Source organism: Streptomyces sp. SA15 (genome assembly GCF_002291145.1).
Lineage (GTDB): Bacteria > Actinomycetota > Actinomycetes > Streptomycetales > Streptomycetaceae > Streptomyces.
Genome location: NZ_NTGE01000186.1, coordinates 59,802 through 75,115, shown reverse-complemented (window position 1 = coordinate 75,115; position 15,314 = coordinate 59,802). Strand labels below are relative to the sequence as shown.

Sequence of the window (15,314 nt, the reverse complement as noted above, 5' to 3'; positions counted from 1 at the left end):
GGCAACGCCTTTGCCCAGCGCGCGCTCAGACCTTCAGGTTCGCCCACACCGCGTTGCCACCGGTGAGTCTCGACCGGTCGACCCCCCAGGCGTCCGCGAGCCCCTCCACGAGGAGCAGGCCGCGGCCGCCCTCGTCCTCCGGGCAGGGCCGGCGTCGAGGCAGGCCGCGGCCCGGCCGGCCGTGGTCGTGCACCTCGAGGCGCAGGCACCCGTCCGTGACGAGCCCGATGCCGCACAGGACCCGCGCGCTGAGGGTGTGCCGTACGGCGTTGGTGACCAGCTCGGACACGAGCAGCACGGCGTCCGCGCACACCTCGCCCGGCAGCCGCCACATGGTCAGCCGCGTGCTCATGGAACGGCGGGCCACCGAGACGCTGGAGCGGTGTGCGGGGAGTTCCAGCCAGTGCGTTCGGTCCGGGCTCGGGACGTCTAACAGCTGGGGAGAGGACGTCGTGTGGGGGGACACGGTGTTCGCCTTCCGTGGGGGGCGGGCGCAGCCGGAAGTGGGGGGGGAGGTCGGCGACGGGCCTGCGAGGAAGGGGTGTTCCGGAACAGATCCTGTGCCTTGAACGTCGGGGCGCGCCAACGCTCATGTGGGGCATGGGACGTTGGCGATGAAGCGGCTCGCGTGTGGCGGGACGATTCACACAAGTAACTATGCTCGCACCTGTGTTCATGCTGCAACCGTCTGCCTGATAATTTCAGCTAGCCGGTATCCGTCTGGCGACGTCATCAAGTCGCTGTCAGACTCGCACCGGTGACAGTCCCTCAGGAGGTAGGGCGTGAGCGAAGGCCGTTCGGGCACGGGCAGCACCAGTGCGCCCACCGTTCTCCGCATGATCCTCGGCCGGCGGCTGCAGGAGCGGCGGCAGGGTGCGGGCGCGTCGCTGGAGGACGCGGCCAGGGCCCTGCGGGTGAAGCCCTTGACCATCCGCCGCCTGGAGAAGGCGGAGGTCGGCCTCAAGCCGCTCTACGTGGAGAAGCTGCTGCAGACCTACGGGGCCGACCAGCAGGAGATCGACGAGTTCGTCGACCTGGCCGAGCGGGCCAACGAGCCCGGCTGGTGGCACACGTACCGCGATGTGCTGCCGAACTGGTTCAGCGGTTACGTGAGTCTGGAGACGGGGGCCAAGACCCTGCGGACCTATGAGTCCCACTACGTCACGGGGCTGCTGCAGACCCCTCAGTACGCGCGCGGAGTCCTGCGCGGGGGCTTCCCGAACGACAGCGACGAGGATCTTCAGCGGCGCGTGGATCTGCGGCTGCGCCGCCAGGGCCTGCTGGAGAGATCCGACGCTCCCACGCTGTGGGTGGTGATGGAAGAGGCCGTACTGCACCGGGTGGTGGGCGACTTGGAGGTCATGCGGGGGCAGATCGACCGGCTCCTGGAGGTCACGGCACTGGAGCACGTCAGCGTCGACATCGTGCCGTTCACCGCCGGCGCCCACGTCGGCGCCTGCGCCCCGTTCACCTACTTCCGGTTCGAGGAGCCCGAGCTGCCGGACATCGTCTACAGCGAGATCCTCTCCGGTGCCATGTACCTGGACCAGCGCTCCGATGTCGCGGCGCATCTGGAGGCCCACAACCGTATGTCCCTGCTGACCTCGGACGCGGTCAGCAGGGCGCTCCTTCACCGCATGCGCAAGGAGTACTCATGACCACCATCGACGCTCACGTCTACAACGGGATGCCCGCCTCGGACCTCGGCGAGCACGGCTGGGAGTCTCCGTGGAGCGGTCCCAACGGGGGCCAGTGCGTGCAGACGAAGCAACTCGCCGACGGCCGCGTGGCCCTGCGGCAGTCGACCGATCCCGCCGGTCCCGCGCTGATCTACACCCCCGAGGAGATCGCCGCGTTCCTCGCGGGAGTCAAACGCGGCCTCGCGGACCACCTGGCGGCCGGCTGAGAGCCTGACACAGCCTCTGACCCCGGACCCCAGCGGGAAGGCCCGAGCCCGCCCCGACCACGACCTGCCCGACACCCCCCACGCACAAAACCGAAAGGGACAGGATGACCAACACGCACGCCGCGCGGGACATCGACACCAGCAGGCCCCACTCTGCCCGGATGTACGACTACTACCTCGGCGGCAAGGACCACTTCGAGGTCGACAAGAAGGCGGCCGAGACCGTCGCGGCGGCCTACCCCGGCATCTTCGTGTGCGCCCGCGAGAACCGCGCCTTCATGCACCGCGCCACCCGAGTCCTCGCGCAGGAGCACGGCATCCGCCAGTGGCTGGACATCGGCACCGGCATCCCCACCGAGCCGAACCTGCACCAGGTGGCCCAGTCCGTGGTCCCCGAGGCGCGCGTGGTCTACGCAGACAACGATCCCCTCGTCCTCAAGTACGCCGAGCGCCTGATGCGCAGCACGCCCCAGGGCCGCACCACGTACATCGAGGCGGACGTCAACGACCCGGACACGCTGCTCAGCGCCCCGGAGCTGGGCGAGGTCCTGGACCTGGACCGGCCCGTGGCCCTGTCCCTCAACGCCCTGATGCACTTCGTCACGGACGCGCAGGACCCGTACGGCATAGTGGACCGTCTGCTGTCCGCGCTTCCCTCGGGCAGCGCGCTGGCCCTGAGCCACTGCACGCCCGACTTCGACCCGGCCACCTGGCAGAAGGTCACCGACATCTACACGGGCGCGGGGACGCCGGTGCGGTTCCGCTCGCGCGAGGACGTCGCCCGCTTCTTCGACGGGCTCCACCTGCTCGACCCGGGCATCACCGTCGGCCACCGCTGGCGCCCGGACGGTGTCCCCGCCGCCACGGACGCCGAGGTCAGCCTGTGGACCGGGGTGGGCATCAAGCCGTAGCCGAAGCGGTGCGCGCCGGGCGGCGGCGCCGTTGTCGCCCTCGCCGCCCCGCGGTACGAGCGCGCGACACGCGCGCGGCGGCTCGTACCGTTGAGGTATGACCGGCGGCGGCGTGGTGACGCTGTTCGTGTGCGGCGATGTGATGCTCGGGCGTGGCGTCGACCAGATCCTGGCGCGCCCCGGCGATCCGGCGCTGCGGGAGGACTACGTCACGGACGCCCTGTCGTATGTGCGCCTGGCGGAGTCGGTCAACGGGCCGATCCCGGCCCCCGTCGACCCGTCCTGGCCGTGGGGCGAGGCACTGCGCGTGCTGGAGGCGGCCGCACCGGACGTCCGTGTCGTCAATCTCGAGACGTCCGTCACGCGCAGTGACGCGTTCGCTCCCGGCAAGGCGGTCCACTACCGCATGCATCCGGCCAACCTGCCCGCCCTCACGGTGGCCCGTCCCGACGTCTGTGTCCTGGCCAACAACCATGTCCTGGACTTCGGCCGCGCGGGCCTGGAGGAGACACTGGACGCGCTGCGCCACGCGGGTCTGCGGGTGGCCGGCGCGGGTCGGAACGCCGACGAGGCGCACGCGCCCGCGGCCGTCCCCGTGCGTACCGGTGGCCGTGTGCTCGTCTTCGCGCTCGGGGCGCGGTCCAGCGGCATCCCGTCCGGCTGGGCGGCGACCGCGGATCTGCCCGGCGTCGCCTACGTTCCCGAGCTGTCCCTCACAGCGGCCGACGCGGTGGTGCGGCAGGTGCGGGAGGTGAAGCGGGCGGGCGACATCGCGGTCGTGTCCGTGCACTGGGGCTCCAACTGGGGATACCTCGTTCCCCGGGACCAGCGCCGCTTCGCACACGCCCTGGTGGACGGCGGCGTCGACCTCGTCCACGGGCACTCCTCGCACCATCCCCGCCCCGTCGAGGTGTACCGGAACCGGCTGATCCTGCACGGCTGCGGCGACTTCATCGACGACTACGAGGGCATCGGCGGCTACGAGGAGTACCGCGACGACCTCCGGATCGTCTACCTCGTGACGGTGGCGGCGGACACGGGCGGGCTGACCGGTCTGCGCATGGTGCCCCTGCGTGCCCGGCGGATGCGGCTGGAGTCCGCCCCGCCGGAGGACGCCGCCTGGCTGCACGCGACCGTCGACCGCGTCAGCGTCGGCGTACGTCTCACGCTGGAGCCCGACGGCACGATCACGCTGGTGCCGCCCGCGGCGGGTGCCGTTCCGTGAACCGTTGGCTGCGGCTGACCCTGCTCGGTGTCGGGGCGATGAACTCGCCCCGGTTCGCACCGGCCGGTCTGCTGCTGCGGTACGCCGGACACCGTGCGGCCTTCGACGGCGGCCCCGGCGCCGAATCGCCGCCCGGGCGGCTGGACGGCTGGCTGGTCACCGACGAGCAGGCGGAGCTACGGACCGCGCTGCGCCGGAGCGCGGCCGAGCGGGGCGTGGCGATCCGCGCCGGTGACCTGGACCTCGGCGAGGTACGAGTGGGCTGCCGCCCCGTGGTGCACACCTCGCACCCCGCCTACGGCTATCGCATCGAGGCCGGCGATCTGGTCGTGGTGTGGGCGCCGGAGTTCTGGGAGTTCCCGGCCTGGGCCGCGGGGGCGGACCTGATGTTCGCCGAGGCCGCCGCCTGGGACCGGCCGATACGGTTCCGGGGCGGCGTGGGCGGCCACGCCACCGTGCAGGCCGTCGCCGAGCAGGCCGTACGGCACGGCGTACGGCGACTTGTCTACGCCCACATCGGGCGGCCCAGTCTCCGGGCGATCGATGCCGGCTTGAAGCCGCCGGAGGGTGAATGGGGAGTCGAGGGCCGCACCTATTCCCTGCGGCAGGCCCGGGACGGCGCGCGGAACCACCACGGGCCCCGGATCAGGTGATCCGGGGCCCGTGGGACACGCTCGTTCAGTGAGCGCCGAGCTGCAGGTCCGCGCCCGCCGCGACGCCCTCGGCCGAGAGGAAGGCGAAGGCGTCGGCGCAGACGCCGAGCGGCGGGACCTCAAGGAAGAGACCGCCGGAGCCGCCGCCCGCCATACCTCCGGAGACGTTGTCCAGGTCGACGTCGGACATCTCGGCCGTTTCCACCTGAGGGATGAAGTTCATAACGCGCGGTTCCTTTCGCATAAGAAATTCTCTATGGCGGTCTTCGCCCGATTCCCGAAACGGCAACCGTCCCGGGCGGCTCACGCCATGCGGAGGATCGAAGCACGTCGAAGGGCAGACGGCCAGTCTCCCCACTTCGATGCGGAAGGCCTTCCGGCATCTCCCTTCACCAGTGTGAAACCGTGGTCACCGAATTCACCAACTCCTTCACGTGAATTGCCGCCACGCTGCACATTCAAGTGTTGCCACGGGGTTTCCAAGACGGACACTCCCCCACCAATACGCCGAGCGGCGGCACAACTGTGACTACTGCTCAGTTTCCTTACGACTTACTGGTGAACGGTGTGCAGGTTTGCCATTTTTTCCGCCGGTCGGGAGTCGCCGCTCAGCGGAAGTTCACGTCGCTGCACAGGAAGTAGGTCTGGTCCATGTGCGACGCCTGCCAGATCGTGTAGACGACGTGGCGGCCGCTGAGGCCGGACGTGCTCACGTCGATCGAGTAGTTCTGGCTGGGGGCGTAACGGCCGGTCCTGGCGACCAGTTGGAGGTCGTCCCAGGTCAGAGGCTGGGTGGCGGGGTCGAAGCCCTGCCGGGTGACGTAGACGAGGAAGTAGTCGGCGCCGTGGCTGGCCTGGTCGTACAGGCGCACGGTGAAGTCGCTGCCGATGTCCGTGGTCTTCCAGGCGCCCACGGCGTCCAGGGAGTTGTACCGGCCGCCTTCCGTCCGGCCGCCGCTGCACAGCTGTCCGTCGGGGACGACCGCCTCGAAGTTGCCGCCGGAGCCGTTGCGGTACAGGCCGTTCCAGTTCCACATGGCGTTCGGGTTGTCCTGCCATGCCTGCCAGCACATGGGGTCTTGCTGCGCCATGGCCGGGTTCTGGAAGTCGGATCCCCAGCGGAGCCAGCAGCCGTAGTTGCGGGAAGCCGGGTCGACGACCGAGCCGTGGGCGGCGGCGGTGCCGCTCCAGGGGATCAGGCAGAGCAGCACCGCGGCGAGCATGCTCAGAGCGAGTGTGGGGCGAGGGCGGACTCCCTTGATCCTGTTTGATCTGCTCATGACAATTCACGTCCTGTCCACCGGGGCAGCGGGTACGGGGTTGGGTACGGGCCGCTCATGGGAGCGCTCCCGCACTTCCAACCTGCGCCCCATGAAACGGAGCTGCAACATTCGATTGCGCCACTTTCGAGACCCCGTTGGCGCGTTCGATGCGTTCGACGTGTGCCCGCTGTCGTCGGCAGAAGTGGGCTCGGGGCGCCCTGAACGAGCGGGCACCCCGAACCGTCGCTGTAGCCGCGCGCCTGTCGCGGCTACAGCGTGCGCTCCAGGCGCTCGGCCACCAGCTTGACGAACCGTGCGGGTTCCTTGGGCTGGCCGCCCTCGGCGAGGACCGCCAGGCCGTGGAGCAGTTCGGCGGTGTCGGCGAGCCGCGTGCGGTCCTCGCGTTCCTTGTACGCCTGGTTCAGGCCCTTCACCAGCAGGTGGTCGGGGTTGAGTTCGAGGATCCGCTTGGTGGGCGGCACCTCCTGGCCCATCGCGCGGTACATGTTCTCCAGCGCCGGGGTCAGGTCGTGCGCGTCCGAGACGACGCAGGCCGGAGAGACGGTGAGACGCGAAGAGAGGCGCACGTCCTTGATGTCCTCGCCCAGGTGTTCCTTCATCCAGCCGAGCAGCCCCGCGAACTCCTCGGTCTGCTTCTCCCGCTCGCCGTCGGCCTTCGCGTCCCCCTCGGCGCCGAGGTCGATCTCGCCCTTGGCTACGGAACGCAGCTTCTTGCCCTCGTACTCGCCCACGGCGTCGACCCACACCTCGTCGACCGCGTCGGTGAGCAGCAGGACCTCGATCCCCTTGGCCCGGAACGCCTCCATGTGCGGGGAGTTCTCGATGCTCTGCCGGGACTCGCCGGTGAGGTAGTAGATGTCGTCCTGGCCGTCCTTCATCCGCTCCACGTAACTCTTCAGCGTGGTCGGCTCGTCGTCGCCGTGCGTGGTCGGAAACGACGAGACGGCGAGGAGCGCGTCGCGGTTCTCCGCGTCGGTGACCAGCCCCTCCTTCAGGACGGCGCCGAACTCCCGCCAGAACGTGCTGTAGCGGTCCGGGGCGGACGCCATCATGTCCTTGACCGAGGACAGGACCTTCTTGGTCAGCCGGCGCTGGATCATCCGGATGTGGCGGTCCTGCTGGAGGATCTCGCGGGACACGTTGAGGGAGAGGTCCTGCGCGTCCACGACTCCCTTGACGAAGCGGAGGTACGGCGGCAGCAGCGCCTCGCAGTCGTCCATGATGAAGACGCGTTTCACATACAGCTGCACACCGCGCTTGAAGCCCTGGGTGAACAGGTCGTGCGGCGCGTGCGACGGGACGAACAGCAGGGCCTGGTACTCGAAGGTGCCCTCCGCCTGGAGGCGGATCGTCTCCAGCGGCTCACGCCAGTCGTGGCCGATGTGCTTGTACAGCTCGTGGTACTCGTCGTCGGACACCTCCTCGCGCGAGCGCGCCCACAGGGCCTTCATCGAGTTCAGCGTCTCGGGTTCGGACGCGGTGTCCCCCTCGCCCGATTCCGGGACGAGCCGGATCGGCCAGGTGATGAAGTCCGAGTACCGCTTGACGATCTCCTTGATCTTCCAGACGGAGGTGTAGTCGTGGAGCTGGTTCTCGGGGTCCGCCGGCTTGAGGTGCAGCGTGACGGCGGTGCCCTGCGGCGCGTCGTCGACCCTCTCCAGCGTGTACGTGCCCTCACCGCGTGACGTCCAGCGGGTGCCCTGGCTCTCGCCGGCGCGCCTGGTCACCAGGGTCACCTCGTCGGCGACCATGAAGCCGGCGTAGAAGCCGACGCCGAACTGGCCGATGAGCCCCTCGGCTCCGCCCGCCTCCTGGGCCTCCCGCAGTTCCTGGAGGAACTTGGCGGTGCCCGAGTTGGCGATGGTGCCGATGAGCTGCCCGACCTCGTCGTACGACATCCCGATGCCGTTGTCCCGCACGGTGAGCGTGCGGGCCTCCTTGTCGATCTCGATCTCGACGTGCAGGTCGGACACATCGGCGTCGAGCGTGTCGTCCCGCAGGGCCGCGAGACGCAGCTTGTCCAGCGCGTCGGAGGCGTTGGAGACGAGCTCGCGCAGGAAGACATCCTTGTTCGAGTAGACCGAGTGGATCATCAGCTGCAGGAGCTGACGGGCCTCTACTTGGAACTCAAACGTTTCGGTCGACATGGTTCGCGTGTACCTCACAGGTCCCTGAGTGGTCGCCGGAACTGGCGCCCAGTCACTGTAAAACACCAAGTCGGGGCGGAGTCACCGGCTTCCGGCAGCGGGCGGTGGTCCCTCTTCTGCTCAACTCCCCTCTCGCGTACCGTCGTTGCGTCTGAAGTGACCAGGGTGACGGAAGGGTTACGGGGTTTTCATGGGCAGAGGTCTGCTTTCGCTGGTTCTCGCCGCGGTCACCGGTGCCGCGCTCCTCACGGCACCGGCGTCCGCCGCACCGCCTCCCCCGCCGACGGACGTGTACCGGCCGGTCCGCGGGCCGTCCGCCCCGGCGGAGTACCGCTACCTCCAGAAGACCGTGCCGGGAGAGTCGATTCCGCGCCACGCCCACGACCTCGCGGCGGCACAGGCCCGGGAGCTGCCCACCGTCGGCGGGCGCTGGAAGGGCGTGGGCCCCACCAACATCGGCGGCCGGATCGTCTCCCTGGCGCTCGACCCGAAGCGCGCCGACACCCTCTACGCGGCGGCCGCGAGCGGCGGACTGTGGCGCAGCACCGACGCCGGGGGGACGTTCCACTCGGTGTGGCCCGACAGCTTCACGCAGGCCATGGGCGCGGTCGCCACCGCACCGGACGGCACCCTGTACGTCGGCACCGGCGAGCCCAATCCGGGCGGCGGAAGCATCACGTACGAGGGCACGGGCATGTACCGGAGCAAGGACGGGGGCCGGACCTGGACCCCGCTCGGCCTACGCGACTCCGGCGCGATCAGCGCCATCACCATCGACCCCGCCGATCCCCGCCGTATCTATGTGGCCGCCGCGGGGTCTCTCTACAACGGCGGTGGCGACCGGGGCGTGTACCGCTCCGAGGACGGCGGCGCCACCTGGGAGCGGATCCTGGCCGGCGCCAACGAGTTCACCGGCGCCACGGAGATCGTGGTGGACGGCGACCAGTTGTACGCCGTGCTGTGGGACAAGCGCCGTCGCCCCGATCTGCGGACGTACGGCGGTGTGGGCTCCGGCGTCTTCCGCTCCGCGGACGACGGCGAGACCTGGGAACGGCTCGGCGGGGGCCTGCCCGCGCAGGGACCCGACGTGGGACGCATCGGCCTGGGCGTCGCGGGCGACCGGCTCTACGCCATCGTCAACAAGGCGGGCGGCTCCTTCGAGGGCTTCTACGGCTCCACCGACGGCGGCGACAGTTGGACCCGCACACCGGCCAACGAGGATCTCACCAACTCACAGTCCAGCTTCGGCTGGTGGTTCGGCAAGGTGTGGATCGACCCCCGGGACACCGAGCACGTGCACGTGGCCGGGGTCGCCCTGCTGACCACGAAGGACGGCGGCACCACCTGGAGCGCCGACGACACGAGCATGCACGTCGACCATCACGCCATGGTGTGGGACCCGCGCCGGCCCGGCCGGGTCTACCTCGGCAACGACGGCGGCGTCTACCGCTCCGACTCCGGCGGCGACGGCGGCTGGGTCAAGTCCCGCCACCAGCCGTACACCCAGCTCTACAGTGCGGCGATCACCCCGCAGGACACCAGCCGCATCTCCGGCGGCTCCCAGGACAACGGCTCGCTGCGCTCCTGGGGCGGGGAGAAGTTCAACGAGTACCTCGGCGGCGACGGGGAGGAGAACCTGATCGACCCGGCCGACGTGAACAACGTCTTCGCCTGCTACCAGTACGGCAACTGCTTCCGCTCCACCGACGGCGGCGACACCCTCACGTACTTCGCCGACCGGACGACGTTCCAGCGCCGCAACTGGTTCACGCCGGTGGAGTTCGACCCGCGTGACCCGAAGATCCTCTACTACGGCGCCGAGGTCCTCAACCGCTCCACGGACGGCGGCGAGACCTGGCAGGCCATCAGCCCCGACCTGTCCGGCGGGCCCGGCTCCGACCCGCTCTACGCCAACTACGGCACCATCACCTCGATCGCCCCGGCCGGCGACGGACGCACGGTGTACGCCGGCACGGACGACGGCCGCGTCTGGGTCACCAAGAACCTCGGGGCGACCTGGACGAAGCTGGCCGAGGGGCGCCCCTGGGTGACCCGTGTGGTGGTGGACCCGAAGAACCCGAACCGGGTCTGGACCACCCACTCCGCCTACCGCTCCGGCTCACCCCTCCCCCACGTCTACGGCAGCACCGACGGAGGCAAGCACTGGCGGAACCTGTCGGGCAACCTCCCGGCGGCACCCGTCAACGACCTGGTCGTCGCGCGGGGCGGCATCCTGTACCTCGCCACCGACCAGGGCGTGTTCACCAGCGTCACGGGCGGCGGCCGCTGGCTGCGCCTCGGACGCGGCATGCCGCAGGTGCCGGTCGACGACATCGAGTACGACGCGGGACACCGCCGTCTGGTGGCCGCGACGTTCGGCAGGGGCTTCTACGAACTGACCACTGTCTGAGCAGATCGCTTACGGCGCAGCCGCCCGGCATTGACCAGTGCCGGGCGGCTGTTCCGCGAACCGAAGCTGTGCGGTCCTCAGGACGTGCGGTCCTCAGGACGTTTCCGCGGCCCGCACGCGCGCCAGTACGTCGCGGATCATGTCCGCACTGATCAAGAAGTGGTCCCGGGCGACTTCCTCCGCTCGCTCGGGCTCGCCCGCCGCGATGGCCTCGTACAGGGCCGTGTGGCCCTCGCCGGCCCGATGGAAGTGGGACCGCTCGCCCTTGCCCCACGGCTCGATCGGGAAGCCGAGGCTGATCCGGGTCAGCAGGTCCCGGCTGAGCAGGGCGATCTGCGGATTGTGGGTGGCCGCGCAGATGCTCCGGTGGAACGCGCTGTCGGCGGCCTGTTCCTCTCGGGGCGTGCGCGCGGACAGGTGCGCGGCCAGGGCCTCCCGCATGGGTTCGAGGTCCTCGGGTCGTCGGCGTCGAGCCGCCGTCGCGGCCACCATGCCTTCCACCAGCCCGCGCAGATCGAAGAGCTGCTCGAACTCCTCCCACCGGGGCAGCAGCGTGCGGCGGACCGCGGCCCCGGAGGACTCGGTCCAGCTGTCGCGTACGAAGGCGCCCCCGTTGCGGCCCCGACGGATCTCGATGACTCCCAGGGTCTGGAGGCGTCCGACGGCCTCGCGGACGGTGGGGCGGCTCACCCGCAGCAGCCGGGTCAGCTCGCGTTCGACCGGCAGCCGTTCGCCCGGCAGGAAGTCTCCGACGGCGATCGCGGTGAGCAGCCGGTCGGAGACCTCGTCGACCGCCGAGGCCACGCGCACCGGGCGCAGCGACGACGACGGCGAACCGCCGAGCAGGACACGGTCGAGTACGCGGGAGAACTCGTCCCCCGGTTCGGGTGACTCAGGTGCGGATGTCAGCTGTCCTCCCCATCGAGTGCCGCCTTTGTAAACGCGCGGGGGCCACGTGAACACGCCGTTACGTCTTGCACCGGCCCCGCCAAAAGGTCTTGTGCGCTGACCTTTTGCCCAATCACTATCTCATCCATCCGTCACACCCAACTGGTTTAAGACAGAGGTCGGCATTCATTCCGGCCGGTCTGGGAGGCTTCCCCGTGGCGATCCCCGAACCGAACCACACCGGAACCGTCGACTTCAACGGCTGGTCCACCTGGTACCGGATCACGGGCGAACCGGGCAGGACACCTCTGGTCGTCCTGCACGGCGGACCCGGCGCCGGTCACAACTACACGCTCAGCATCGCGGGCATCGCCGGGCAGGGTCGCCCCGTGGTGCACTACGACCAACTCGGCACCGGACTGTCCACCCATCTGCCCGGCAAGGGCGCCGACTTCTGGACCGTCCAGCTCTTCCTCGACGAACTCGACAACCTCCTCAAGGCGCTGGGCATCGCCGACGCCTACCACGTCCTCGGCCAGTCCTGGGGCGGCATGCTCGCCGCCGAGCACGCCGTGCGCCGCCCACCCGGGCTGCGCGGCCTGGTCATCGCCAACTCCCCCGCGTCCATGGAGCTGTGGCTGTCGGCCGCACACGAGTTGCGTGCCGCCCTCCCACCGGAGGTCCAGCACACCCTCCTCGCCCATGAGACGGCCGGCACCACCGACCACCCGGACTATCGCGCGGCCGAACAGGTCTTCAACGAGCGCCACGTGTGCCGCCTGGTCCCCAACCCGCCCGATGTGCAGGCCACTTGGGACAACATCGAGGCCGATCCGACCGTGTACCACACGATGAACGGCCCGAACGAGTTCCATGTCGTCGGGACCCTGAAGAACTGGTCGGTCATCGACCGGCTGCACCTGATCGACGTGCCGACCCTGCTGGTGTCCGGACGGTACGACGAGGCGACTCCCGAGACCGTCAAGCCCTTCGCCGACCACATCCCCGACGTGCGCTGGCACTTCTTCGAGCACTCCAGCCATATGCCGCACGTCGAGGAAGAGGAGCTCTACCTCCGGGTCGTGGGCGCGTTCCTCGACTCCACCGACTGATCCACCGACGGGAGTTCCCCGGATGTCCCGCATGTCCCGCAGCAAGAGACGGAGCGCGCTCGCCGCCGCCACCGTCGCCCTCGCCCTGACCGCCGCCGCCTGTTCGTCCTCCGACGACGGCTCCTCCTCCGGCCCGACCGCGTCCACGTCCGGCTCCGGTTCCTCCGCCTTCCAGCCCGAGCACAAGGGCGGCACCCTGAAGCTCGTCGCCCACGCGGCCGCGGGCAGCTTCGACCCGCAGGTCAACTACACGCTCCAGTACTGGCAGTTGTACCAGTCGATGTACGACGGGCTGCTCTCGTTCAAGAAGGTCGGCGGCCAGCAGTCGTTCACCGTGGTCCCGGACCTGGCCGAGGCGATGCCGAAGGTGACGGACGGCGGCAAGACATACACGTTCACGCTCCGCAAGGGCATCTCCTTCTCCAACGGCAAGCCGGTGACCACCGACGACGTGGTGGCGTCCTTCCAGCGCCTCTTCAAGGTCTCCAGCCCCACCGCGGGCACCTTCTACAACGGCATCGTCGGCGCCGACGCCTGTCTGAAGAAGCCCGCCTCCTGCACGCTCGAGGGAGGCGTGACGGGCGACGCGAAGGCCAACACGGTCACCGTCAACCTCACCGCCCCGGACCCGGAGTTCCCGTACAAGCTGGCCGTCCCGCACGCCAGCGTCGTACCGAAGGACTCGCCGGCGAAGGACGCCGGCACCAAGCCGCTGCCGACGACCGGCCCCTACATGGCCGCCTCGTACGACCCGAACCGGGCGCTGAAGCTGGTGCGCAACCCGCACTTCAAGGAGTGGTCGCGTCCGGCGCAGCCCGAGGGCTACCCCGACGTGATCGACTACACCTTCGGCCAGACCGTCGAGTCCCAGGTCACCGCGATCCAGAACGGCCAGGCGGACTGGATGTACGACCCGCCGCCCGCCGACCGGCTCAACGAGATCGGCACCAAGTACGCCTCCCAGGCGCATGTGAACCCGCTGACCGCGTTCTGGTACGCCACGCTGAACGTCAACATGGCCCCGTTCAACAACAAGCTGGCGCGGCAGGCGATCAACTGGGCCGTCGACCGGGCCGCCGTGGTGCGGCTGTACGGCGGTACGAACCTCGCCTCTCCCGCGTGCACGATCCTGCCGCCGGGCTTCCCCGGGCACGTCGACTCGTGCGCCTACACCAAGGGCGGCGGCACAACCTGGTCGGCCGCGGACCTGGCCAAGGCCAAGGAGCTGGTGAAGCAGTCCGGTACGACGGGGCAGGAGGTCGGCATCGTCGTCCAGGACGACGACGTCAACAAGTCGATCGGACAGTACCTGCAGAGCCTGCTCACCCAGCTCGGCTACAAGGCGAAGCTCAAGCCGCTGTCGGGGAACATCCAGTTCACCTACATCCAGAACACCAAGAACAAGGTGCAGCTGGCCCTGACGCAGTGGTACCAGGACTATCCGGCGGCCTCGGACTTCCTCAACGTGCTGCTGTCCTGCGCCTCGTTCCATCCCGGCAGTGACTCCAGCATCAACATCGCCGGCTTCTGCGACAAGGGCATCGACGCGAAGATGCAGACCGCGCTGGAGACCGGGCAGACCGACCAGAAGAGCGCCGACCAGCAATGGGGCGCCATCGACCAGGAGATCATGACCGAGTCCCCGGTCGTTCCCCTGATCAACCCGAAGATCATCGACTTCACGTCGAAGCGGGTCGGCAACTACCAGTTCAGCAAGCAGTTCTACATGCTCGTCGGGCAGCTGTGGGTCAAATGAGCCACGTGCTGCCCCCGTCGCCCCAGGCCCGGCGCTCGCCGGGCCCCTGGCGGACGGCCGCCGCCGACCTGTCGCACAACAGGTCGGCGGTGGCCGCGGCCGTCGTCCTGCTCGTCATCGTGCTGGCGGCCCTGTGCGCTCCGCTGTACGCGGACCACGTCGCCCACACCGACCCGTTCCAGTCCCATGTCTCCGGCACCACGGTCGTCGACGGCAAGGCCGTGCCCGTGCTCACCCCCAGCAGCACGGGCCTCGGCCTCGGGGTCACGCCCATCGGCCCCACCTGGGACCCCGCCCACTACTTCCTCGGCGCCGACAACCAGGGCCGCGACGTCATGGCGCGCCTGCTGTACGGCGGCCGTACGAGTCTGTTCATCGGCGTCACGGCGGCCCTGCTCACCTGCGTCCTCGGTACGGCCGTCGGGGTCGTCGCCGGCTACGCGGGCGGTGTCGTGGACGCCGTCATCTCCCGGATCCTGGACGTGATCTGGGCGTTCCCGGTGTACCTGCTGGCCATCTGCCTGTCGGTCGTCCTGCTCACCAACGGGCTGCGCCTGGGGCCGCTCACCGTGGACGCGGGAAGCCTCTGGCTGCCCGTCGCGATCATCGCGGCGATCTACGTTCCGTACATCGCCCGGCCGATGCGCGGCCAGGTACTGGTGCTGCGCAACAAGGAGTTCATCCAGGCGGCCGTGGGCTCCGGAGCCCCCACCGTGCGCGTGCTGCGCCGGGAGGTGCTGCCGAACGTCCTGCCCACGGCGATCGTCTTCGTCCCGCTGATGACGGCGCTGGCCATGCTCACCGAGTCGGCGCTGTCCTTCCTGTCCGTCGGCGTCCAGCCGCCCGACGCCAGCTGGGGCACGATCATCGAGGACGGCCTGGGTCTGCTCTACACCCGGCCCGCCGTGACGATCGCCCCAGGACTGCTGATCGCCCTGACCACGGCGGCACTCAACGTCCTGGGCGACGGGGTGCGCGACGCGCTCGACCCGAGTGCCCGGCTGCGCGGAGGGGTGTGACGGT

Annotated in this window: 14 protein-coding genes; 9 read left to right on the top strand and 5 right to left on the bottom strand. The window is 69.6% G+C overall.

Features of this window, described 5'->3' with window-relative positions:
- Nucleotides 1-25: 25 nt before the first annotated feature.
- Nucleotides 26-466 (bottom strand): ATP-binding protein, encoded by a 441-nt coding sequence (locus CLM62_RS39705; protein WP_095754734.1) that lies wholly within the window; start codon nucleotides 464-466, stop codon nucleotides 26-28.
- A gap of 316 nt (nucleotides 467-782) precedes the next feature.
- Here CLM62_RS39705 and CLM62_RS39700 point away from each other — a divergent pair, with 316 nt between their 5' ends.
- From CLM62_RS39700 to CLM62_RS39680, 5 genes are all read left to right on the top strand, one after another.
- Nucleotides 783-1,658: a helix-turn-helix transcriptional regulator gene (locus tag CLM62_RS39700; protein ID WP_095754733.1), complete on the top strand. Its 876-nt coding sequence runs from the start codon at nucleotides 783-785 to the stop codon at nucleotides 1,656-1,658.
- Nucleotides 1,655-1,906: a DUF397 domain-containing protein gene (locus CLM62_RS39695; RefSeq protein WP_095754732.1), complete on the top strand. Its 252-nt coding sequence runs from the start codon at nucleotides 1,655-1,657 to the stop codon at nucleotides 1,904-1,906. Before CLM62_RS39700 ends, CLM62_RS39695 begins: the two co-directional genes overlap by 4 nt.
- Nucleotides 1,907-2,010: 104 nt before the next feature.
- Nucleotides 2,011-2,817, top strand: a complete 807-nt coding sequence (locus tag CLM62_RS39690) for an SAM-dependent methyltransferase (RefSeq protein ID WP_095754731.1) — start codon at nucleotides 2,011-2,013, stop codon at nucleotides 2,815-2,817.
- A gap of 97 nt (nucleotides 2,818-2,914) precedes the next feature.
- On the top strand, nucleotides 2,915-4,042 hold the full coding sequence (locus CLM62_RS39685; RefSeq protein WP_095754730.1) for a CapA family protein: 1,128 nt from the start codon (nucleotides 2,915-2,917) through the stop codon (nucleotides 4,040-4,042).
- A complete protein-coding gene (locus CLM62_RS39680; RefSeq protein WP_095754729.1) occupies nucleotides 4,039-4,695 on the top strand; it encodes an MBL fold metallo-hydrolase in 657 nt (218 codons plus the stop codon). The genes CLM62_RS39685 and CLM62_RS39680 overlap by 4 nt, the downstream gene beginning before the upstream one ends.
- A 25-nt stretch (nucleotides 4,696-4,720) precedes the next feature.
- Here CLM62_RS39680 and CLM62_RS39675 read toward each other — a convergent pair whose 3' ends face one another.
- The 3 genes from CLM62_RS39675 to htpG form a co-directional block, all read right to left on the bottom strand.
- Entirely contained in the window at nucleotides 4,721-4,918 is a 198-nt protein-coding gene (locus CLM62_RS39675) for a hypothetical protein (RefSeq protein WP_095754728.1), read from the bottom strand.
- A 385-nt stretch (nucleotides 4,919-5,303) separates the two neighbouring features.
- Complete coding sequence (locus tag CLM62_RS39670; RefSeq protein WP_095754727.1) at nucleotides 5,304-5,975, bottom strand: lytic polysaccharide monooxygenase; 672 nt, start codon at nucleotides 5,973-5,975, stop codon at nucleotides 5,304-5,306.
- Between the two features lie 251 nt (nucleotides 5,976-6,226).
- A complete protein-coding gene (gene htpG / locus CLM62_RS39665; protein WP_095754726.1) occupies nucleotides 6,227-8,125 on the bottom strand; it encodes a molecular chaperone HtpG in 1,899 nt (632 codons plus the stop codon).
- Nucleotides 8,126-8,315: 190 nt separating this feature from the next.
- On the opposite strand from htpG, the gene CLM62_RS39660 reads away from it, so the two are divergent.
- Entirely contained in the window at nucleotides 8,316-10,535 is a 2,220-nt protein-coding gene (locus CLM62_RS39660; protein WP_095754725.1) for a sialidase family protein, read from the top strand.
- Nucleotides 10,536-10,628: 93 nt separating this feature from the next.
- Here CLM62_RS39660 and CLM62_RS39655 read toward each other — a convergent pair whose 3' ends face one another.
- Nucleotides 10,629-11,345 (bottom strand): FCD domain-containing protein, encoded by a 717-nt coding sequence (locus CLM62_RS39655; protein WP_257004355.1) that lies wholly within the window; start codon nucleotides 11,343-11,345, stop codon nucleotides 10,629-10,631.
- Between the two features lie 293 nt (nucleotides 11,346-11,638).
- On the opposite strand from CLM62_RS39655, the gene CLM62_RS39650 reads away from it, so the two are divergent.
- Genes CLM62_RS39650 through CLM62_RS39640 form a run of 3 tightly spaced genes read left to right on the top strand, consistent with a single transcriptional unit; the run spans nucleotide 11,639 to nucleotide 15,310 of the window.
- Complete coding sequence (locus tag CLM62_RS39650; RefSeq protein WP_095754724.1) at nucleotides 11,639-12,535, top strand: proline iminopeptidase-family hydrolase; 897 nt, start codon at nucleotides 11,639-11,641, stop codon at nucleotides 12,533-12,535.
- 31 nt (nucleotides 12,536-12,566) lie between these two features.
- Complete coding sequence (locus CLM62_RS39645) at nucleotides 12,567-14,291, top strand: ABC transporter substrate-binding protein (RefSeq protein ID WP_095754781.1); 1,725 nt, start codon at nucleotides 12,567-12,569, stop codon at nucleotides 14,289-14,291.
- A complete protein-coding gene (locus CLM62_RS39640) occupies nucleotides 14,288-15,310 on the top strand; it encodes an ABC transporter permease (protein ID WP_095754723.1) in 1,023 nt (340 codons plus the stop codon). The genes CLM62_RS39645 and CLM62_RS39640 overlap by 4 nt, the downstream gene beginning before the upstream one ends.
- The last annotated feature ends 4 nt before the right edge of the window (nucleotides 15,311-15,314 follow it).

Excerpts from the sequence above, each read along its gene's own strand:
- CLM62_RS39695 (WP_095754732.1), top strand. The coding sequence starts at position 1,655 with ATGACCACCATCGACGCTCACGTCTACAACGGGATGCCCGCCTCGGAC.
- CLM62_RS39690 (WP_095754731.1), top strand. The coding sequence starts at position 2,011 with ATGACCAACACGCACGCCGCGCGGGACATCGACACCAGCAGGCCCCAC.
- CLM62_RS39685 (WP_095754730.1), top strand. The coding sequence starts at position 2,915 with ATGACCGGCGGCGGCGTGGTGACGCTGTTCGTGTGCGGCGATGTGATG.
- CLM62_RS39675 (WP_095754728.1), bottom strand. The coding sequence starts at position 4,918 with ATGAACTTCATCCCTCAGGTGGAAACGGCCGAGATGTCCGACGTCGAC.
- CLM62_RS39670 (WP_095754727.1), bottom strand. The coding sequence starts at position 5,975 with ATGAGCAGATCAAACAGGATCAAGGGAGTCCGCCCTCGCCCCACACTC.
- htpG (WP_095754726.1), bottom strand. The coding sequence starts at position 8,125 with ATGTCGACCGAAACGTTTGAGTTCCAAGTAGAGGCCCGTCAGCTCCTG.
- CLM62_RS39660 (WP_095754725.1), top strand. The coding sequence starts at position 8,316 with ATGGGCAGAGGTCTGCTTTCGCTGGTTCTCGCCGCGGTCACCGGTGCC.
- CLM62_RS39645 (WP_095754781.1), top strand. The coding sequence starts at position 12,567 with ATGTCCCGCAGCAAGAGACGGAGCGCGCTCGCCGCCGCCACCGTCGCC.
- CLM62_RS39640 (WP_095754723.1), top strand. The coding sequence starts at position 14,288 with ATGAGCCACGTGCTGCCCCCGTCGCCCCAGGCCCGGCGCTCGCCGGGC.